Annotated in this window: 15 protein-coding genes and 1 tRNA gene; 10 read left to right on the top strand and 6 right to left on the bottom strand. The window is 44.8% G+C overall.

Translation table 11 applies throughout. The annotated features are described in order from the left end of the window. Positions 1–9 precede the first annotated feature (9 nt). From U0021_RS03630 to nadR, 3 genes are read right to left on the bottom strand one after another with little or no spacing between them, the layout of a single operon-like run. Positions 10–465 carry an Mpo1 family 2-hydroxy fatty acid dioxygenase gene (locus U0021_RS03630; RefSeq protein ID WP_078256497.1) on the bottom strand — a complete coding sequence of 152 codons (456 nt, stop codon included), beginning with the start codon at positions 463–465 and terminating at the stop codon, positions 10–12. A gap of 48 nt (positions 466–513) precedes the next feature. Then, a complete protein-coding gene (pnuC, locus tag U0021_RS03625) occupies positions 514–1275 on the bottom strand; it encodes a nicotinamide riboside transporter PnuC (protein ID WP_114800576.1) in 762 nt (253 codons plus the stop codon). Then, positions 1265–2329, bottom strand: coding sequence for a multifunctional transcriptional regulator/nicotinamide-nucleotide adenylyltransferase/ribosylnicotinamide kinase NadR (gene nadR, locus U0021_RS03620; protein WP_114800575.1), 1065 nt, complete (start codon positions 2327–2329; stop codon positions 1265–1267). Before nadR ends, pnuC begins: the two co-directional genes overlap by 11 nt. Before the next feature lie 264 nt (positions 2330–2593). On the opposite strand from nadR, the gene U0021_RS03615 reads away from it, so the two are divergent. From U0021_RS03615 to U0021_RS03595, 5 genes are all read left to right on the top strand, one after another. Continuing rightward, entirely contained in the window at positions 2594–2848 is a 255-nt protein-coding gene (locus U0021_RS03615) for a PspC domain-containing protein (protein WP_078256500.1), read from the top strand. A gap of 231 nt (positions 2849–3079) precedes the next feature. Beyond that, positions 3080–4006, top strand: coding sequence for a glycine--tRNA ligase subunit alpha (glyQ, locus tag U0021_RS03610; protein ID WP_407666576.1), 927 nt, complete (start codon positions 3080–3082; stop codon positions 4004–4006). 311 nt (positions 4007–4317) lie between these two features. Next, complete coding sequence (locus U0021_RS03605; RefSeq protein ID WP_049236764.1) at positions 4318–5466, top strand: iron-containing alcohol dehydrogenase; 1149 nt, start codon at positions 4318–4320, stop codon at positions 5464–5466. A gap of 180 nt (positions 5467–5646) precedes the next feature. Continuing rightward, positions 5647–7725, top strand: coding sequence for a glycine--tRNA ligase subunit beta (gene glyS, locus U0021_RS03600; protein WP_114800574.1), 2079 nt, complete (start codon positions 5647–5649; stop codon positions 7723–7725). A 46-nt stretch (positions 7726–7771) separates the two neighbouring features. Next, positions 7772–7862 (top strand) — tRNA-Ser (locus U0021_RS03595). A gap of 103 nt (positions 7863–7965) precedes the next feature. Here U0021_RS03595 and aat read toward each other — a convergent pair. Then, positions 7966–8730, bottom strand: coding sequence for a leucyl/phenylalanyl-tRNA--protein transferase (gene aat, locus U0021_RS03590; RefSeq protein ID WP_114800573.1), 765 nt, complete (start codon positions 8728–8730; stop codon positions 7966–7968). Between the two features lie 294 nt (positions 8731–9024). On the opposite strand from aat, the gene U0021_RS03585 reads away from it, so the two are divergent. The 3 genes from U0021_RS03585 (at position 9025) to U0021_RS03575 (ending at position 14191) form a co-directional block, all read left to right on the top strand. Then, positions 9025–10239, top strand: coding sequence for a porin (locus tag U0021_RS03585; RefSeq protein ID WP_114800572.1), 1215 nt, complete (start codon positions 9025–9027; stop codon positions 10237–10239). A gap of 30 nt (positions 10240–10269) precedes the next feature. Then, the gene (locus tag U0021_RS03580) at positions 10270–11487 is read left to right on the top strand and encodes a porin (protein WP_227538706.1); all 1218 of its coding nucleotides are present in this window, start codon (positions 10270–10272) and stop codon (positions 11485–11487) included. A gap of 97 nt (positions 11488–11584) precedes the next feature. Then, a complete protein-coding gene (locus tag U0021_RS03575) occupies positions 11585–14191 on the top strand; it encodes a prolyl oligopeptidase family serine peptidase (protein WP_162816810.1) in 2607 nt (868 codons plus the stop codon). A 126-nt stretch (positions 14192–14317) separates the two neighbouring features. Here the strand turns inward: U0021_RS03575 and glyA are convergent, their stop codons facing one another. Both glyA and U0021_RS03565 read right to left on the bottom strand, forming a co-directional pair. Beyond that, positions 14318–15580, bottom strand: a complete 1263-nt coding sequence (gene glyA, locus U0021_RS03570; RefSeq protein ID WP_078256507.1) for a serine hydroxymethyltransferase — start codon at positions 15578–15580, stop codon at positions 14318–14320. A gap of 140 nt (positions 15581–15720) precedes the next feature. Beyond that, a complete protein-coding gene (locus U0021_RS03565; protein ID WP_114800569.1) occupies positions 15721–16206 on the bottom strand; it encodes a chorismate--pyruvate lyase family protein in 486 nt (161 codons plus the stop codon). A 408-nt stretch (positions 16207–16614) separates the two neighbouring features. Between U0021_RS03565 and U0021_RS03560 the strand changes: the two genes are divergently transcribed. Both U0021_RS03560 and U0021_RS03555 read left to right on the top strand, forming a co-directional pair. Next, positions 16615–18213: an isocitrate lyase gene (locus tag U0021_RS03560; RefSeq protein WP_078256509.1), complete on the top strand. Its 1599-nt coding sequence runs from the start codon at positions 16615–16617 to the stop codon at positions 18211–18213. 117 nt (positions 18214–18330) lie between these two features. Further along, positions 18331–20496, top strand: a complete 2166-nt coding sequence (locus U0021_RS03555) for a malate synthase G (RefSeq protein ID WP_114800568.1) — start codon at positions 18331–18333, stop codon at positions 20494–20496. Positions 20497–20591 lie beyond the last annotated feature (95 nt).

Genomic DNA, 20591 nt, shown 5'->3' with positions numbered 1-20591 from the left:
CCAGCTGAATTATGAGCGGCCCAATGCGCTGGTGCGGCGCCAAAGATCATGCATCACCCATGCAGGTCCAATCAATAAAAACTGCAAATCTTCAAAAAATGATGGCTTGGCACCTTCAATTTTATGACCAATGAATTGACCAATCCAGGCTACCACAAACACGCCCACCCAAAACCAAAGCCCCAATCCCAAGCCAAGCAGCGCCATCGTCACACCAACACAAATCGCCATAAATCCTGCCATTAGCATAAATAAACCTGCCGACAAGCGCCAATAAAACCACAATACGCCCAAGGCAACCAAAGCAAATAAATAAGGGTGGATCAGAAAAATGAGTGCGACAATGCACAGAAAAATGATCGGCACGCACAGCCAATGAATGCGTTTATTGGTGGGATTTTGGTGACTGATGGCATATTCATCGAGCCAGACATTGAGCGGTTTTTGGCTTGAAAATAGCGACATAACAACTCCTTTTGTTAGCCTATTTATTTTGATCACTATAGCCAAATTTTAAGGTGATTGCAAGCGGGATAACTGCTCAGAGCGGTGCCAGCCATACAGCCCTACAAAGGCATTGATTTGATAGATCACCGTTTGAATGGCAAAAATGGTATTACCTGTCATCAAATTAACAATGAGCCAAACGGCATTCACCAAAATCCACAGCCACCAATTAAACGAGTAGCGTAAAATCATCGCCGTTTGTGCGGTAATGGATAGCACAAACGCCACCACATTAATCCAAAAAAAGTCGATCATGCCAAGAAAACGGCTGCCATCATTCTCAATGACGCCGTAGCCAAGTTCGCTAAGCTTGGTATTGATGAGCGGAAATAGCATAAGTCCTAAGGCAATAAATCCAAGCGTCATGAGCCAAACATATTTGTTGGCTGATTTTGGGATCATATCGCCATCGGCATCGGTATGGCTTGACCAATATTTGACGCCATAGACATGCGTAAAAAAATTAAATAACGGCGCAAGCATCAAACCAACCGCGCCAGACGTCCCTTGAACCACCACCTCGCCTGCCGTTGCGACCATGCCAAGCCCATTGCCAGCGATGTTTTTACGAAAGCTTAGGCTCACCACACAAACTAATCCGACCACTGAGATGGCAAAATAAAACCAGTCTAAACGCGTTTGATCAGTAGTTGTCCAAAAGCCGATGAACAGTGCAATCAGTCCGCTGACAAACCAAAGTAGCACCCAGCCTGTCGTCCAATCTTTTTCACCAAAACCTGTGATGTTGTCAAGTATTTCAATTTTCATCAGTTGCCTTCCCTGAAATGCGCCCATCATCTGATAAATTGCCCAAAATATGGCGGTCTATCCATGCGACCGCCTGAAGATAGCGCGCATGATAGTCGGCATCATCAATCGTATGATGACTGATGCCATGACGCGCCAAAATATTTAAAAGCTGCTCAGCAAAGGCACTGCGCTTGGCATCATCTCCCAGTCGGCGCATGCCATCAGCGACCCAAGCGACATTATTATCCAAATAAATCGTAAAATCCATGCGCTGACTTTCGATCAGCGACGCCAACAGTGGATGCGTCCGACCTTCATAGGTCTCACAAAACGCCTGCGTCGTCGCAAAATCGGTATCTATCAAGGTGATGGGTGCAGTCGCAGCATGGATGGCGGTATCAATGGCTTTGGCATGGTTGATGGCAATGGGCGCATAGTCGCTGTATTGTAGCGCAAGCTCGCTGCCACCAAGGTGACTGTGAGTGTATAATCGCCCCATTTCAAGCGCCACGCTTGCGCCATAGTGATTGGCAAGCTTATGCACTAAAGTGGTTTTGCCTGAGCTTTCGCCGCCGACAATGCACACGGTTTGGGTATAAAAATATCGGCAAGCAGGTGCCAAGCGATGGAAGTAAGCCAAAGGCTGTTCAAAGATGGCTATGGCATCATCACAAGTTTTGGGCAAGTGGTGTAAAAATGGCGGTGCTTGATCAGAATGGTTTTTGATGCCAAGCTTGGCTGACTTATAAGAGATATCAAGTGCTTGACAGATGTCCAAAAATGCTTGCTCATCCAAATGATCGTCAAATCGATAATCAAAAGATATTTTGGGTAACCCAAGGCTATCAAAAGTATGAACTTGAACAAATCCAAATGGCTGGCACGCCACTTGAACCCAGCGCACCACATCGGCAAGCGTTGGCGCGCGTCCACTGGGGAGCGGTGAGCGGTTAGGCGAGTGCACGATGATATGCAGTGTGTTAGACAGTCCTGTAGCATGATTTATATCAGCCAGCATCCCAAGGGTGAGCGGTGCAAAACCCCCAATTAAAACGGTATGACTTGGCTGCATTGTCTGACATCCTTGTGAATAATTTTTATAAATTGACAAATTTAAAGATTAAAGTTAAAAAAATATTTCAAATAAAATACTTGAGCGCTCTTAGTGTTATCTTATCAATGTCATCTGCTGATTACGATAACGCTGTGTAAAGTTTTTATGGTACTTGGTAACCAAACCCAAAAATCGCTTGAAATCACTGGTAAAAATGACCATTAATTCACTAAGCCAAGGCTGCGTTGATCAGATCGCAGCCACAGACGATTAGGAGAATGTATGTCAAAATTAGTCAAATTACACCGCTCAAACAATCACCGCATGATCGCAGGGGTGATGGGCGGTATCGCTGAATATCTGGGATGGTCGCCTAATATGGTGCGCATCGCCTTTGTGATCATCTCAAGCTTATCGGCTGCCGTGCCAGGGATTTTGATTTATCTGGTGCTCTGGCTGATCATGCCAAATGCAACGCCAGCATCGTATGCAAATCATACTGATTATTCAGGGCAGCAGGGCATCAAGCGGCTGTAAGCTGATTTGATAATAAAAGCGATAAAATAAAAATCAAATGTTCATACAAACCAAGATAATAAATAAAGATAACACATCCAATAATCACTAAAATCAGCTGCCCCCACCACTAGCAGTGCCGATCCTTGGGTCGGCGCTGCCTTCAAACTGAGCCAAATGCAAAAATCAATAGAAAAAAAGCCCAGTGTCTAGTAAAATGGTTGTATTTTTATGATGACTTTGGGCAAAATTATGACTTTTCAGCAAATCATTTTAACACTTCAAAATTATTGGGCATCTCGTGGATGCGTTGTTTTGCAGCCTTATGATATGGAAATGGGTGCAGGCACCTTCCATACCGCAACTTTTTTGCGTGCTTTGACGCCTGAAAAATGGAACGCCGCTTATGTGCAGCCAAGCCGCCGTCCTACCGATGGGCGCTATGGCGATAACCCAAACCGCCTTCAGCACTATTATCAATTTCAAGTCGTCTTAAAGCCAAACCCTGCCAATATCCAAGAGCTGTATCTTGGATCGCTTGAAGCGCTTGGCATTGATACGCTGACGCATGATGTGCGTTTTGTGGAAGATAATTGGGAGTCGCCAACTTTGGGCGCGTGGGGGCTTGGTTGGGAAGTGTGGCTAAACGGCATGGAAGTGACCCAGTTTACCTATTTTCAGCAAGTGGGCGGCATCGAGTGTTTTCCAGTGACAGGCGAGATCACTTATGGGCTTGAGCGCTTGGCGATGTATATTCAAGGCGTCGATAGTGTCTATGACTTGGTGTGGGCGGATGGCGAGTTTGGGCGCGTCACTTATGGCGATGTCTTCCACCAAAACGAAGTGGAGCAGTCCACCTATAACTTTGAATATGCCAATGTCGATAAACTCTTCGAGCTGTTTGATTTTTATGAAAGTGAAGCTGACCGTTTGGTGCTCGTCAATTTGCCTTTACCCGCTTATGAAATGGTGCTAAAAGCCAGTCATACCTTTAACTTGCTCGATGCGCGCGGCGCCATTTCGGTTACCGAGCGTCAGCGCTACATTTTGCGTGTACGGACTTTGGCGCGCAAAGTGGCGGTCAGCTATACCCAAGCGCGCGCCAAATTGGGCTTTCCTTTGGCGGATGACGCGCATAAGGCAGAAGCTTTACAAAAATGGCTGCCAAAAGATGAGTAGCGATGTAAGATCGTATGATAAAAAGTGAACTTTCGTTCACTTTTTCTATTTTGATTAGACAATTTTTCATTAGTTATTTTAAAGAAACATTTGTTTACTAAAATACTGAATATCTCGTTTTGGAATGTCTTTATTTTGTTATATAGATTGCTTATACTAAAAGAGCAACCTAAGTCGATGAGCGAATCATTATGGGAAAATTAATCCAAGATATCCTAATCGTGATGGACTCATCTGCTCGGAAGCATTTACAAATAAAAGCTGAGTTTCATCGGCGATCAAGCTTATATATTTATTAAGGAAGGTAAACAATGACTGTATCTCAATTTTTCATGCCAAGTACCAATTTGATCGGGCCGGGCGCCTTAGATGAAGGGGTGGATCAAATCGTTCGACTTGGATTTAAAAATGCCTTGATTGTTACCGATGCTGATCTGGCAAAAATGGGCATGGCGCAGACATTGGTGGATAAATTAAAACATCAAGGCATCGAAGCGGCTGTCTTTGATGGCGCGCAGCCAAACCCAACCGTTTCAAATGTCAATGATGGTCTTGAGATGCTAAAACAGCATTCAAGCGACTTTGTGATTTCTTTGGGCGGTGGTTCGCCGCATGACTGCGCCAAAGCGATTGCCTTGGTCGCGACCAATGGCGGCAAAATTGAAGATTATGAAGGGCTTGACCAGTCTGCCAAACCGACGCTGCCTTTGGTGTCGATCAATACAACAGCAGGCACTGCCTCTGAGATGACCCGCTTTACGATCATTACAGATGAAACTCGCCATGTGAAGATGGCGATTGTGGATAAGCATGTAACGCCTATGCTTTCTATCAACGACTCTGAACTGATGGAAGGTATGCCTGCATCACTGACTGCAGCCACTGGTATGGATGCTTTGACGCACGCGGTGGAAGCGTATGTATCAACAGCGGCGACACCTTTGACAGATGCCTGCGCCAAGCAAGCCATTGAGCTGATCGCTGAATATCTGCCACAAGCCGTCAAAGAGCCAACCAACAAAAACGCACGCGAAAAGATGGCTTATGCTCAGTTCTTGGCAGGGATGGCATTTAATAATGCATCTCTTGGTTATGTGCACGCGATGGCGCATCAGCTTGGCGGGTTTTATGACTTGCCACACGGCGTTTGTAATGCGCTACTGCTGCCACATGTCGAAGAATTTAACTTAAAAGCTGCCAAAGATCGCCTAGAGCATGTCGGCAAATTACTTGGCGATAATAACTCTGACCTGCAAGGCAAAGATGTCATCTCGGCGATCAAGACATTGGCGGATATCGTTGGTATTCCTAAGTCGCTTGAAGAGCTTGGCGTCAAACGCGAAGATTTTGGTGTCCTAGCTGACAATGCGCTTAAAGATGTGTGTGGTCTGACCAACCCTGTACAAGCCAATAAAGATGAAATCATCGGCATTTTTGAAGCAGCTTACACCAAGCGCTGATATGTGCTGAGTGATTTTTGATAACATCTTAAGGTTCATTCAGGCTCAAGCCGTCCAGATTTTTTGGGCGGCTTGATTTTTTAGTCCTAAAAATGTGTTAAAATGAGTGCAAAATTTTGACCGATTTGGTAATTGATTATTTTAAAGTTTGCCACCTTGTGGGGCAAAAAAGGCTGATTTATGACCACGATTTTATTTGAACTTGGCACCGAAGAGCTGCCACCAAAAAACCTAAAAACACTGCGCGACGCCCTAAAACATAGCGTCCAAACTTTGCTGAATGATCAAAACATCAGCTTTGATGATATTCGTGCCTTTGCTGCGCCGCGCCGCTTGGCACTGATCATTACAGGCGTTGGCGAATTTCAGCCTGACCGCATCGAAACCAAAAAAGGTCCAAGCGTCAAGGCGGCGTTTGATGAATCGGGTCAGTTGACGCGTGCAGGTCAAGGTTTTTTGCAGGGTTTGAATGCCACTGGGCTAAATCTTAGCGCCGAAGATCTAGGGCGCATCGCTGATAAAAAAGGCGAATACATTGCCTATGATTTGACCATCAAAGGCGAAAAAATCACCGATCTGATGCCAACCATCTTACAAAAATCGCTTGATGATTTGCCGATTGCTAAGCGTATGCGCTCAGGTAATGATCGCCATGAGTTCGTTCGCCCAGTGCAGTGGGTGGTGCTGATGTCTGATGCTGCCGTGATTGAGGCTACCATTCAAGGTCATAAGACGGGCAACCAAAGCCATGGTCATCGCTATCACTCACCTGATTTTTTTGTCATTGATCATGCCGATCATTATGAAAATTTACTAAAAAGCCATCACGTGATTGCTGATTTTGATCAGCGTCAAGCCGATATTTTGGCGCAAGTCAAAACATTGGCTGATGAGGTCAATGGTACAGCGATCATCCCTCAAGAGCTATTGGATGAAGTCACAGCTTTGGTGGACTTGCCAGTTGCGCTAAGAGCAAGCTTTGAGGAGCGTTTTTTGGCTGTGCCTCAGGAGGCGCTCATCAGCACCATGCAGGCGGATCAGAAGTATTTTTGCTTGACTGATCAAGCAGGCAAGCTGATGCCGCATTTTATTTTTATCAGCAATATCAACTCTAAAGACCCTGCCGAGGTGATCGCAGGTAATGAAAAAGTCGTGCGTCCACGCCTTTCGGATGCTGAGTTCTTTTTCTTACAAGATCAAAAGCAGCCGCTGTTTGAGCTCAGCGATCACCTAAAAACTCAAGTGTTCCAAGATAAACTGGGTACCTTGTGGGAAAAGTCTGAGCGTGTGGCAAATTTAGCTGCTTTCATCGCGAATCAAATGGATGCTGATACCGATGCAGCGCACCGAGCTGGGCTGTTATCCAAATGCGATTTGGCGAGTACGCTGGTGGGCGAATTCCCAGAACTACAAGGTGTTGCGGGCACTTATTATGCACGCCTAAATCAGGAGCCTGATGCGGTGGCAGATGCCATCGAAGAGCAGTATCTGCCAAAATTCAGCGGTGATCAGCTGCCCACAACTGATGTGGGTACAGCGCTTGCGTTGGCGGATCGTTTGGATACCTTGGTGGGGATTTTTGGGATTGGTGAAATTCCAAGCGGTTCAAAAGATCCCTTCAGCTTGCGTCGTGCGTCCATTGGTATTTTGCGTATTTTAATTGAAAAGCGCCTGCATCTAAGCTTGCCTGATTTGGTTAAAAAAGCCTTAACGGGCTATGGTGATAAGCTTGAAAATGTCGATGAGACCTTGACAGAAGTCATGGAATTTATCAACGCGCGCTATCGGGCAATGTACAGTGAGCAAGGCGTCGCGGTGGATACGATTCAGGCGGTACAAGCAGTGCAAACGGATGTGCCGATGGACTTTGATGAGCGTATCCAAGCGGTGACGGCGTTTCGAGCACTGCCACAAGCAGGCATCTTGGCAGAAAATAATAAACGCGTGGCAAACATCCTTGCTAAAGCTGATACAGTGCAAGGCGCTGTAGATCCTCAAAATCTGATCGAACCAGCCGAGCAGGCACTGTATGACGCGATCGAATCCGCCAAAGCCAGTGTTCAGCCTTTGAATGATGATGGCGATTATCAAGGGGTTTTGACGACGCTTGTGAGCTTATCGGAGCCTTTGACGCAGTTCTTTGATCATGTCATGGTTAACGCTGATGACGAAACTCTAAAACATAATCGTTTGGCGTTACTAGGTCAAGTGCGTGGACTGTTTCTGAGCGTGGCGGATATTGGACTGCTTCAACAATAAAAAACCAATGACAAAAGCTGAATTATTGAGTATAATAATCAGCCTTGGTGACGTGGCTGAGTGGTCGAAAGCGCACGCCTGGAAAGTGTGTATACGTTAATAGCGTATCGAGGGTTCGAATCCCTCCGTCACCGCCAAATTATAAAAACTTCCATATCGGTCGTTGCTGATATGGAAGTTTTTTATGAATTCTTGATCGTCTTCACTAGATTTATTAAAAGTTATCTTTATATATTTCAATTATTTGGGTGAATTAGTCAAATCAATACAAGGCATTTGCATCGAAGCGCCTGAAATCCCCAAGCATGGCGTCATCACCAAATCTTGAAGTGATTCTAAAAACTCATCTCTTGGCATCAAATCTGCCCCAAGGCGCATCAAATGCGGATTTTCAAGTTGACAATCTATGAGCTTTATGCCGCATTTATGCGCCCAATGCATCAACGCCCAAAAGGCAATTTTTGAAGCATCGGTACGCCTGTGAAACATACTTTCTCCACAAAAGATCGACCCAAAGCTCACCCCGTATAAGCCCCCAATCAGCTCGCTGTCATGTGGCATACCTTCCCAAACTTCTATACTTGCTGCCGCACCGATTTTAAATAACTGTCGATACGCTAAAACCATATTATCATGGATCCAAGTCTTAGAAGTGTCGCGGCGCGGCGCACGACAAGCACTCATAACAGCATCAAAATCGGCATTGGTGGTGATGATCCAAGGCTGCTTCTTGGCGGTGTGTATCAGTGATTTGCTGGGATAAAAATCACTCGGCACAATCACGCAGCGCACCTCTGGCGACCACCAGCAGATAGGATCTTCTTCATCAAACCAAGGAAAGGCGCCAGAGCGATAAGCATGTAATAGCGTCGGTACCGTCAGATCGCCCCCTGCACCCAAAAAACCATCGGTATATGCCCCGCCCGCAGCCGGACTAAAATCATATGGGCAGGTATCAGCCAGTTTGTGGAGGCTGCTAAGCTTGTCTTTTGGTAATAAGCTCATGATTATCTAAGTATGATCACATCGAGAACGGCTATATATTTTAGCAAAATTTTTTGGAAGTAATCTGTATTTTGACTATTAGACAGCTTTCAGTTAGCTGATTTTAAAATTTATGTGAGATAAAATAACAAAATAAAGGGCAATAGAAAAATAATATAAAAATTTAATATTTTTTGTTGCAATTCTGAAAGATTACAGATATATTACAACAATCTTTGAAATCTCGGTCTATACAACTCTTATAGAACCATTTCAAAGATATTTTATTGAACTAAAGTTAAGGATTGCTTGTCAATGAAGTTTTACTACCCTTATTTTGGACTGCTGGCTCTTGGCAGTTCTTTTTTGATACCTCAAGCGCATGCTGCTTGGCTGGACAATAATTTACGTGATGGTCTGCAATTTAGTATTGGCGCGACCATTAGTCCAACTTTGACTCAAAGATCAAGTAAATTTACATATCTGTATGGTGATCCTAGTATTTATGGCCGCAATGGCAGCTTGGAGCAAGTACTTAAAGATCAAGACAGACGTGAAACAGACGAGCGTATGCGCTTAGATGGTCAAGAAAGTGTTATGGCCTATATTTCGGCGCAGCAGATGCTAACGCGAGACATCCGCATTTTTGGATCTGTTGGTCTGTGGGCAACCCCAAATACAGCGTCACGCCGTGGCTATTCCTTTGGTGCGACCATCAATCACAATAAAATCGGCTCCTTGGGCATCAATACAAGTAGTGCTTTTTCTACAAGCCGTATCGCCACTTCTCGCACCTATACAGCCTTGGATACGGCTGGCTCTGCGGTATCAGCAAGTTATACAGCCATTCCAAACTTAACCGTATCAGCTTATCACGCATTCCCAGAATCAGGCGACACCAGATCAGAATATGATGTCGGCTTGCATTCAGGTTACGGTGTGGCTGCTTCCTACAATTTTGATTTTGCGCCAAGACATCAGCTAACTATTGGTGCAGGTCATACTAAAGGTGAGCGTCATGTAGAGGTGATCGGTGATCGTGCTACTGATCCTTGGGGGCGTGTGACTAGTACTGCTAAGGAAAAAGAGGCAACTGCGCTAGGCTTTAGCTATCAATTAAATGATTGGAAGCTATCGGTAGATGGTGGTAAAGCAGAAGAATATTTTAATGGGCATTTTTATAATCGCACCAAAACGGATAACTATGGCGTGCGCATTGATTATGAAGTGACGCCTCGCATATCCACCTATGCTTCTTATGGTAAGAGAAAATCCAAAAAAACACCTACTGAAGGTAATCAATTAAGTTACGAAAATCTCATTAATAATAATTTGGGTGTCAATGAGTCATTGGTATTTGATCAGGTTAAGCAAGATCGCTATACCTTAGGTGCTGAATATGACTTATATCATAATATTACGCTGCAAGGCTCAGTTTCTGGTACTAAAACTAAAAACTATGTCACCGAAGGCGCTTTTAGTAAGCGAGAAACATTGAACTATCAAGCTGGCGTTAGCTTTAACTTCTGATTGGATATTTATTAAATTAAGGATTATTGTATGAAATTAAGAGTATTAACATCGACCGTGATCATGGTATTGGGTGCAAGTACATTACAGTCGCACGCAGTTTATAATTTGTATAAAAAAGACGGTCTAAGCTTGGATGTTAATGGTGAGATTAATGTTCATTTTAAGAATGACCGAAAACAATACACCTATCAGTACGACCAACCTGGCACTATCGGGGCGCCTCAATACGACTACAGCTTAGGTCAGTGGATATCACCACAGATTTTGGTCGGTGCCTATGAAGAGCGCACTGACCGCCGCACGCGTTTGGGGCATGATGATGGCGCTTCTTGGCTTGATATCCGTGGTTCTCAAAAACTACCTCAAGACTGGCGTGTGACAGGCACAGTGGGCTTTGGATATGCAGACAGCGGCACAGGGATGTACCTAAATAGTGCTAATTTGGCGTTTGATAAGCTTAATACAGGGTCAATTTCTTTGGGTCGTCAGTACCTGCATTCAGGTTATGTGACGCGTACAGGTACATTTACAACTTTAGAGACATTTGCGGCAGCATCGATACGTGCAGACTACACCGCCATTCCAAATTTGCACCTAAGCGCTTATTACAACACGCCATCAAGTCCAGATGTGCGTAATAATAGCAGCCGAGAAGTTGAGGGTTTTGGTGCGTCTTTGAGCTATCGCTTACCGATGAGTCAAGAGCAAAATCTACGTTTTGCAGCAGGCTATTCAGATTCTCGTGCCAATCCAAATCTATCGACTCGTAGTGGTAACCAAGTGGCGATAGATTCAAAAGGCTATGCTGGCTCTGTCGAATATCGACATGGTCAGGTTTTGGCTGCTTTGGATTTGGGCGGTAAAAAAGAAGATTTGAATGGCACCGTCACCGATTCAGCAAAAACTGACTTTTTTGGTGTTAAAGTTGGATATCAATTCACGCCAAGATTTAGCCTAACGGCAGGGCATGGTAAAAAAGACATCACCAGGGATAATAAACAGGGCGTGCAAGTGGTTGCTAATGCAGCACGTGATGCCACGAATGTCGCTTATGCTTATGAGTCATTTTTATTCCCCAAAACCGAAGAAAAGCGTAGCTATGTTCGAGCGGATTATTATTTGCGCGAAAATGTTCGCCTATATGGACGCGTTGACAATATTGAGTTACAGCATCAGTTAGATGGCAAGGATTATGCAAAATTAGAAGACACTGCCTATCGTGCGGGTGTGTCATTTACCTTCTAATTTGTCGCCGTTTGGTCGTTATTAGCAAGCTAGCCAAACCTGATTAAGTATGAGCTAGCTTGTTTGACTTTACTCTAGGATGAGTATGGAGAAACTTATGAAATTAAAAAAACTCGTCTTGTTGATTGCCTTGGCTTCGGGTGTATATTCAGCACATGCTATGGCTCAAGACACCAACGCCACTGCAGCAACCAATCAATTAATCTACCCAACAACCCGTGTGCATCAGCAGCAGCAAGACCATTTTTTATATGGTGAATATGGTCGCCCAAGTAATTATGTCAGCGCAAGCGGCGGTGTTTTAGACACTTCAGAGCGTCCGCGCCCTGATGATGGCGTGGACCACTACTTTGATGAAACGGTGGTGGACAAATACCGCTGGCTTGAAGAAATAGATGTCATCAGCCCTGAATACGCCAAAGAAACCAGCGCCGATCGAGATCGTAACTATATTGGGACAAGACTGGAAAATGAAGTACCTGATGATCAGTTTGATAATCGCACGCTTAAGGCTTTACAAACCGTTGGTGAGAAAACATCCAGCGAAGTTAATGACTGGGTTAATGCTCAAAATGCTGTAACCCAAGCGTATCTGAATAGCATTCCATATTATGACCAAATTCGTCAGAATATCGATGGATTGATGGATTTTGAACATCAAATTCGAAAAAGTAAATTTGATCAGTTGGGCGAGCTTTATTTGTATCGCGGCGTAGATGGCTATACACGCTTACGCTATACAGACTTGTCCGGCAATCAGCGCATTATCTTTGATGAAAAAACGCTGTCTGAAGATGGACGAGTGGTCATTGCTGATGGGGATATGCATCCAAGCAAAGACGGGACTTATGTTGCCTTAATTATGCGTGAGGGCGATACTGATACTGATAAATATTATATTCAGGTCTTGGATAGTAGAACCGGTGACATGGTGGGTCAGCGTATCAATCACATCAATGCCTCTTCGATGTCAATTTTTTGGGCTGATGATACCAAGTTTTATTATGCGACTACAAATGGTGGCTGGCCTGAAGTACATCTACGCGATGTCACACAGCCCCGCTTTAATGACAAGATTGAAGTTGCTCGCAGTCATCTAACCAGCTGGATTGGCGATATTTGGTTGGAAGGTGATGATAATCGCTATATGGTGATTGAGCATACGACACCAGTAGATAATTTTTATATTAAGGATTTGCAAACTGGTCGCTATTATCGTATACACAATCAAAAGCACTACAATAAAAAATACCATAAAGCCGATTCATTTACTGCTGGATTTTTAGCGCGCTATGTGCATTTTGACCCAAAAACTTTGGATGTGATGTTTATATCTGAAGAGAATAATCCAAAGGGTGAAATTTTAAAAATTAATTTAAAAACACCAAATCGTCGCGAAGTAGTGGTGAATGCACCGAGTAACTATGATGAAATTTTAAGCGCAGTTTGGCACGATGAAGGCGATGGCTATTTTTTAATTAAATATTCAAAAGATGGTACACATCGCCTGGTATTGACGGACGCTCGCGGTAATTTCTTAGAAGATATCAGTCCATCGGATGCTGGCAATGCTGATGACTTGCGTTCGGTTGTCGCAGGTAAAGATACCAGTCATGGTGATAAGGAAGCGCTAGATTCTCTTGAGGTTCAGGATAATTATGTGTCATTCCGCTATTTTAGTACGATTACACCGCGTACGATTTATAAATACAGTCCAACTAAGCGTGAGTTCATTGACATTCGTCGTAGGGATTTACATCCTTTTGTCAGTGAAAATTACGAAACCAAGAACATTACATATACATCCAAAGATGGTACCAAAATCCCAATGGTAATCAGCCATAAAAAAGGATTGGTGCTAGATGGTAAAAACCCAACCGTGTTATATGGTTACGGTGGTTTTGGCGTACCTTCTGATAATGCGTTTCGCTTTGATCGAGCTGTTTGGCTTGAACACGGCGGTGTCTGGGCGACAGCACATCTGCGTGGCGGTAGTGAGCTTGGCGAAGAGTGGCATCAAGCTGGTAAACGTTTGAATAAAATGAACGTTTTTGATGACTTTGAGGCAGCGGCTGATTATTTGATTGATAAAAACTATACGTCTTCAGACTATTTGGCAATTTCAGGTGCATCGAACGGTGGCTTATTGGTGGGTGCGGCAATGACGCTCAATCCAAATAAGTATCGTGTGGCGCTGCCTGAAGTGGGCGTGTTAGATATGCTGCGACATGCAGATAACTACCATACGCAGTATTGGGTAGCTGAATACGGCACGCCTTTTGATAGCCGAGCCATGTATGATATGCTAAGAGGTTATTCGCCTTATCACAATGTCAAAGCAGGCGTATGTTATCCATCAACGATCGTCATGACCTCTAAGCGAGATGATCGAGTGACGCCATCGCATTCTTATAAGTTTGCTGCGGCGCTACAAGAGCATCAAGCTTGTGATAATCCAACCTTATTACACGCCGCAGAGATTCATGGACATGGCGCACGTATATGGGTAGATCGTAAGGATAATTACCAAATCGTTACCGCTTTTCGTTTGCACGAAATGGGCATCACGAACATACCAACTAACATTTACCGACCAACTCCAGAGGAGCTTAAGGGTGAAAAGTGGTTGGCTGAGGAGGCTCAAGAATCCGCTGAAACTTTAAGAAAGCAGCAGCAATATCGTCAAAATCTAGAAAATCAATAACCATCAAAAAGTCCGCAGTAAGATCGACTGCGGACTTTTTAAATTTAAAATCTCTAAATAAAAGAGATGCTCAATATCACTGAGCAGCTCTTTTATTTGACCAAAGTTAAGATTATTGGTGACGAGTTACTTCACATTACGCTCATAAACAGGCAGTTTTTTGCAAATTTGGGCGACTTTTTCACGCGTTGCTGCCAAGACTGCTTCATCGCCGCGTGCGTCTAAGACATCACAAATCCAACCTGCCAATTCGCGAGACTCCGCCTCACCAAAGCCACGTGTAGTAATCGCAGGTGTACCGATACGGATGCCCGAGGTAACAAATGGTGATTTTGGATCGTTTGGTACAGCGTTTTTATTGACGGTAATGTGTGCATCACCCAGCCATTTATCCGCTTCTTTTCCTGTAATCTCTTGCTTGATTAGGCTGATGAGCATCAGATGGTTTTCGGTACCGCCAGAGACGATCTCGTAGCCGCGATCTTGAATGACTGCAGCCATCGCTTTGGCATTGGCGACCACTTGTTTTTGATAGGCTTTGTAGTCATCGCTCATCGCTTCTTTGAAGCACACAGCTTTTGCGGCGATGGCGTGCATGAGCGGACCGCCTTGGTTGCCTGGGAAGACGGCGGATGCCAATTTTTTCTCAATTTCTTCATTGGCTTTTGCCAAGATCAAGCCAGAGCGTGGACCGCGTAATGTTTTATGAGTTGTGGTGGTGGTGACATCAGCGATTTGTACTGGATTTGGATAAACGCCAGCAGCGACCAAGCCAGCAACGTGCGCCATATCCACCATCAGATATGCGCCCACTTCATCAGCGATATCACGGAATTTTTGCCAATCGATGACTTGGCTATATGCCGAAAAGCCGGCAATGATCATTTTGGGCTTATGCTCGCGTGCTAGACGGGCAACTTCTTCATAATCAATCAATCCTGTTTCGGTGTCTAGTCCATATTGAACCGCGTTGTAGTTGCGTCCAGAAAAGTTCACCGAAGCGCCATGGGTTAGGTGACCGCCGTGAGCCAGACTCATGCCAAGTACGGTATCATTTGGCTGAAGCAGTGCCAAGAATACGGCGCTGTTAGCATTTGATCCTGAATGCGGCTGCACATTGGCGTAATCTGCACCAAACAGCTCTTTGGCGCGATCGATAGCGATTTGTTCAATCACATCAACATGCTCACAGCCGCCATAATAGCGCTTGCCTGGATAGCCTTCAGCGTATTTATTGGTCAATGATGAGCCTTGCGCTTCCATCACCGCAGGCGAGCAGTAGTTTTCAGAGGCGATCAGTTCGATGTGATCTTCTTGGCGCTGAGTCTCTGCGTCAATCTGTGCTGCCAAATCTGGATCGTATTGATGTAGTGAAATTTCTTTAAACATAAATTTTCCTTGTTTGATAGGAGAACAAAAAGCCAAGATTAGTTTAGCATATTTACCCAATCTTCACTAGGGCAAAGCTTGCTTTTTCGCCGATAAAACCAAAGCCAAACTGTGTCATTTTAATCACACCAGCCACGCCATCATTGATCCAAAGAGGCTTCAAAAGCTGCCAAAAACAGCTCATCAATCAAAATTTTGCGCCCATCGATGTCATAAACCGTTTGCCGACCAATTTGATTATCGCACCGATAAAAATGACGCTCAATTGGCAGCTGCCGCCGCTTTTTGAACAACACATAACCAATGGGTGTCGTGCCCAGTGCTTTTAGGCGCGCTAATGAACCTGTCAATGATGCCAAAGGAAAAATACTCTTGGCAAGCACCCAAGCATCTGACCCATCGCCGTATAGCTTGACGCTGCGCACCCAAGCCACTTGGAGGCGATTTGGGGGCAGTCCAAGCTGTGATTTTTGGGCAAAGGTGAGTGGCTGATAGCCTTGATGGAGAATTTCAACTTTCAAGGGCTTACCTGACTGCGCTTCTAATAACGCAGTCAACGACCCTTGCGCGAGTACAAAACTGGCAAGTCTTGGGGAGTGGTGGTCAAATATCTCATCCATTGGCACGAAGTCATCATCTATTGGCGGTACAGGTGTATAATTTTAGCACAAAAACCGCTGATAAAGATAAATTTGGCGACGATGATTGGATCTATTATAAAGAATATCTTATCATATTGATTAAACAAATTATGATAGACAACTTAAAAAATCTGAGACAAATCAACCTTTAGTGACAGTATGATATTATTTATTTGAAAATTTAATGACAATTTCATAGTCATTTATTTTAAAAATGGTGAACATTGGGCAGGGCTATTGGATTAATTGTGTAAATTTGGGTATTCTGTATGTAACGGTTGGGATGATCGGTAACTTTAGTAGACCCTAAAATCACCCACTCAGCCATGAGGCACTAAGGTGCAATCTTGTTATAAGATATTTATTGAGTTGTCAAATCAAAAGGAGTTAGCAATGACTTATCAATCAGCGCTAGAACATGTTCGTAATGTAAAAGAAAAATTGGGCGGTACTTGGGATGCGATTCGCGCAGAAGATGCGGCTCGTATGATTGTACAAAATCGTTTTAAAACTGGTCTAGACATCGCCAAATATACTGCTGCGATCATGCGTAAAGATATGGCAGAGTACGATGCTGACAACAGCAAATACACTCAGTCACTAGGCTGCTGGCATGGTTTCATTGCTCAACAAAAAATGATCGCCAACAAAAAATACTTTGGCACCACCAACAAGCGCTATATCTACCTATCAGGCTGGATGGTTGCAGCACTTCGTTCAGAATTTGGTCCACTACCTGACCAATCTATGCACGAAAAAACCGCTGTGCCTAAGCTGATTGAAGAGATCTACACTTTCCTTCGTCAAGCAGACGCAAAAGAGCTAAACGATCTGTTCCGCGCGATGCAAAAAGCAGAAGCAGCAGGCGACGATGCCAAAGTCAAAGAAATCGAAGCACAAATCGACAACTTTGAAACTCACGTTGTGCCTATCATCGCTGACATCGACGCAGGTTTTGGTAACGAAGAAGCCACTTACTTGCTAACTAAGCAAATGATCGAAGCAGGCGCGTGTGCCATCCAAATCGAAAACCAAGTATCAGACGCTAAGCAGTGTGGTCACCAAGCTGGTAAAGTGACTGTACCACACGAAGATTTCTTGGCGAAAATCAACGCTGTTCGCTATGCATTCCTAGAGCTAGGCGTAGATGATGGTGTGATCGTAGCGCGTACTGACTCTGAAGGTGCTGACCTAACTCAAAAAATCCCAGTATCTCGCGAGCCAGGCGATCTAGCATCTAAGTACATCAGCTACCTAGAAACTACTGAAATTGATATCTCTGAAGCGCAAGAAGACGAAATCTTGATCAAGCGTGATGGTAAGCTACACCGCCCAACTCGTCTGCCATCAGGTCTATATCAGTTCCGCGAAGGCACTCAACATGACCGCGTTGTTCTTGACTGCGTCACTTCACTACAAAATGGCGCAGACATGATCTGGATCGAAACCCCAACGCCAGACGTTCAAGGTATCGCAAGCTTTGTCAATGACATCAAAAAGCAAGTACCAGACGCTAAATTGGTTTACAACAACTCGCCATCATTTAACTGGACAATCAACTTCCGTCAACAAGCGTACGATCGCTGGGCTGCTGAAGGTCGTGATTTGTCAGGCTATGACCGCGCCAAATTGATGGATGCACAGTATGATGATTCTGAATTGGCTCGTGATGCTGATGAAAAAATCCGTACTTTCCAAGCGGACGCTGCGCGCGAAGCAGGTGTTTTCCACCACCTAATCACGCTACCAACTTACCACACAGCAGCACTATCAACGCATGAGCTTGCTAAAGGCTACTTCGGTGATGAAGGTATGCTGGCGTATGTGGCTGGCGTACAGCGTAAAGAAATCCGCGGCGGTATTGCTTGCGTTAAGCACCAAGCGATGGCAGGTTCGGATATCGGTGACGACCACAAAGAAATCTTCTCTGGTGAGAATGCACTAAAAGCAGGTGATGCAAGCAAAAACACCATGAACCAATTCGGTGGCTAATTCCACGATGGTTCACTCATGATGTTTTGACATCTGCAAAGGCGGTGTTCTGATTGGAGAACCCAGTTAAAGCATCGCCTTTTTGATTTTAATTTAGAATATTTTAAGGATAAAAATATGGCTACCACTCGTATTCAAAAGGGCAGTTTGGCAGTTGATGAAATTCTTTTTAACTTTATTGAAAAAGAAGCTCTGCCTTTATCAGGTCTTTCAAGTGATGAATTTTGGTCAGGATTTGAATCTATCATCAAAGATTTGACCCCAAAAAACAAAGCACTGCTTAAGCGCCGTGACGAGCTACAAGCGAAGATCGATGATTGGCACGCGAACAATACTTATGAGCTTGAAAGCTATAAACAATTCTTAACCGAAATCGGTTATCTTGAGCCTGAAGTGGCAGATTTCACCATCACCACCGAAAATGTCGATGATGAGATCGCAACGATCGCCGGTGCACAGCTGGTGGTGCCTTTGCGTAACGCGCGCTACTGCCTAAACGCTGCCAATGCGCGCTGGGGCTCATTGTATGATGCCTTATATGGCTTTGATGTGATTGCTGAAACGGATGGGGCTGAAAAGGGCAAAGGATACAATCCAGTGCGCGGCGAGAAGGTCATCGCATTTGCCAAGCAGTTTTTGGACAACACTTTCCCATTGGCAGAAGGATCTCATGCCGACGCGACAGCTTATGCGATTATCGATGGTCAATTGGTTGTCAAATCGGGCGATGGCGAGACGACTTTGGCTAAAGCTGAGCAGCTGGCAGGCTTTAATGGCGAGTCGTCAGCACCAAATCAAATTGTCCTAAAAAACAACGGCTTACATGTTATCATTGAAGTCGATGCAGCAAGCCCTATCGGTCAAACCGACAAAGCTGGCGTCAAAGATGTGATCTTGGAAGCAGCGGTCACCACCATTCAAGACCTTGAAGATTCTGTTGCTGCTGTCGATGCGGCAGAAAAAGTTGAGGGCTATCGCAACTGGCTGGGTCTGATGAAAGGTGATTTGACCGAAGTCATGGAAAAAAATGGCAAAACCATCACTCGTCGTCTGAATGAAGACCGCACTTATACTGATCTTGATGGCAATACCCAAACTCTGCATGGTCGCTCGGTGATGCTGCTTCGTAATGTGGGACATTTGATGACCAACCCTGCCATTTTGGTTGATGGCGAAGAAGTGTTCGAAGGTATCATGGATGGCGTCATCACGCCGCTGCTGACGATTGTAGATTTAAAGGGCGAAAATACACTCAGAAATTCTCGCACAGGCTCAATGTATATCGTAAAACCAAAAATGCACGGCTCTGAAGAAGTGGCATTTGCTGTTGAGTTATTTGAGCGCAGTGAGCAGCTGCTTGGCTTGCCTGCCAAGAGCTTGAAAGTGGGCATTATGGATGAAGAGCGCCGTACTTCTGCCAACCTAAAAAACTGCATCGAAAAAGCCAAAGATCGCACCATTTTCATCAATACTGGATTTATGGACCGTACGGGTGATGAGATTCACACGGCTATGAAAGCAGGACCATTTGTCCGTAAGGGTGAGATCAAAGGTCAAACTTGGTTTAATGCGTATGAAGAGCGTAACGTTGCCATCGGTCTTCAATCAGGTCTTAAGGGCCGTGCTCAAATCGGTAAAGGCATGTGGCCAAAGCCTGACGAGTTGGCTGATATGTATAAGTCTAAGATTGAGCATCCAAAAGCAGGCGCAAGCTGTGCTTGGGTACCATCGCCATCAGGCGCGACCATCCATGCGATCCACTATCATCAGTGCAGCGTGGCTGAGCGTCAAGAAGCCTTAGCACAGCAAGCTGCCCCAAGCTTGGATGATTTGCTGACCATTCCTTTGGCAACCGATACCAACTGGAGTGACGAAGAAAAGACTCGCGAACTTGAAAATAACTGCCAAGGCATCTTGGGCTATGTGGTTCGCTGGGTTGATTTGGGTGTGGGCTGCTCAAAAGTGCCGGACATCAACGACGTGGGTCTGATGGAAGACCGTGCGACCTTGCGTATCTCAAGCCAGCATGTTACTAACTGGCTTGAGCATGGCGTGGTGACCGAAGAGCAAGTCTGGGAAGTCTTAAAGCGCATGGCGAAAGTTGTCGATGAACAAAACGCAGGCGACCCCGCCTATCGCCCAATGGCTGCCGACTTTGATAACAGCATCGCATTCCAAGCGGCTGCCGACTTGATCTTCAAGGGCGCACAGCAGCCTTCAGGCTACACCGAGCCGCTACTTCATGCCGCTCGCCTAAAGCTCAAAGGCTATACTGGTGATTGATGGCTAATCCATTAATCTGATCAAAAACCGCTTTTTACGACTGGGTAAAAAGCGGTTTTGTATTTGTATGGCGTTAAATAGTTACACTCTTAATA

This window comes from Moraxella canis, assembly GCF_034424565.1.
Classification (GTDB): domain Bacteria; phylum Pseudomonadota; class Gammaproteobacteria; order Pseudomonadales; family Moraxellaceae; genus Moraxella; species Moraxella canis.
Note: the sequence above shows the minus strand (reverse complement) of the source record. Positions and strands in the feature narration are given on the sequence as shown.

What these genes read in the sequence shown, in the direction of transcription:
- glyA (WP_078256507.1), bottom strand. Translation starts at nt 15,580, where the DNA reads ATGTTTAAAGAAATTTCACTACATCAATACGATCCAGATTTGGCAGCA.
- U0021_RS03630 (WP_078256497.1), bottom strand. Translation starts at nt 465, where the DNA reads ATGTCGCTATTTTCAAGCCAAAAACCGCTCAATGTCTGGCTCGATGAA.
- U0021_RS03555 (WP_114800568.1), top strand. Translation starts at nt 18,331, where the DNA reads ATGGCTACCACTCGTATTCAAAAGGGCAGTTTGGCAGTTGATGAAATT.
- nadR (WP_114800575.1), bottom strand. Translation starts at nt 2,329, where the DNA reads ATGCAGCCAAGTCATACCGTTTTAATTGGGGGTTTTGCACCGCTCACC.
- glyS (WP_114800574.1), top strand. Translation starts at nt 5,647, where the DNA reads ATGACCACGATTTTATTTGAACTTGGCACCGAAGAGCTGCCACCAAAA.
- U0021_RS03585 (WP_114800572.1), top strand. Translation starts at nt 9,025, where the DNA reads ATGAAGTTTTACTACCCTTATTTTGGACTGCTGGCTCTTGGCAGTTCT.
- glyQ (WP_407666576.1), top strand. Translation starts at nt 3,080, where the DNA reads ATGACTTTTCAGCAAATCATTTTAACACTTCAAAATTATTGGGCATCT.
- U0021_RS03615 (WP_078256500.1), top strand. Translation starts at nt 2,594, where the DNA reads ATGTCAAAATTAGTCAAATTACACCGCTCAAACAATCACCGCATGATC.
- aat (WP_114800573.1), bottom strand. Translation starts at nt 8,730, where the DNA reads ATGAGCTTATTACCAAAAGACAAGCTTAGCAGCCTCCACAAACTGGCT.
- pnuC (WP_114800576.1), bottom strand. Translation starts at nt 1,275, where the DNA reads ATGAAAATTGAAATACTTGACAACATCACAGGTTTTGGTGAAAAAGAT.
- U0021_RS03605 (WP_049236764.1), top strand. Translation starts at nt 4,318, where the DNA reads ATGACTGTATCTCAATTTTTCATGCCAAGTACCAATTTGATCGGGCCG.
- U0021_RS03575 (WP_162816810.1), top strand. Translation starts at nt 11,585, where the DNA reads ATGAAATTAAAAAAACTCGTCTTGTTGATTGCCTTGGCTTCGGGTGTA.
- U0021_RS03580 (WP_227538706.1), top strand. Translation starts at nt 10,270, where the DNA reads ATGAAATTAAGAGTATTAACATCGACCGTGATCATGGTATTGGGTGCA.
- U0021_RS03560 (WP_078256509.1), top strand. Translation starts at nt 16,615, where the DNA reads ATGACTTATCAATCAGCGCTAGAACATGTTCGTAATGTAAAAGAAAAA.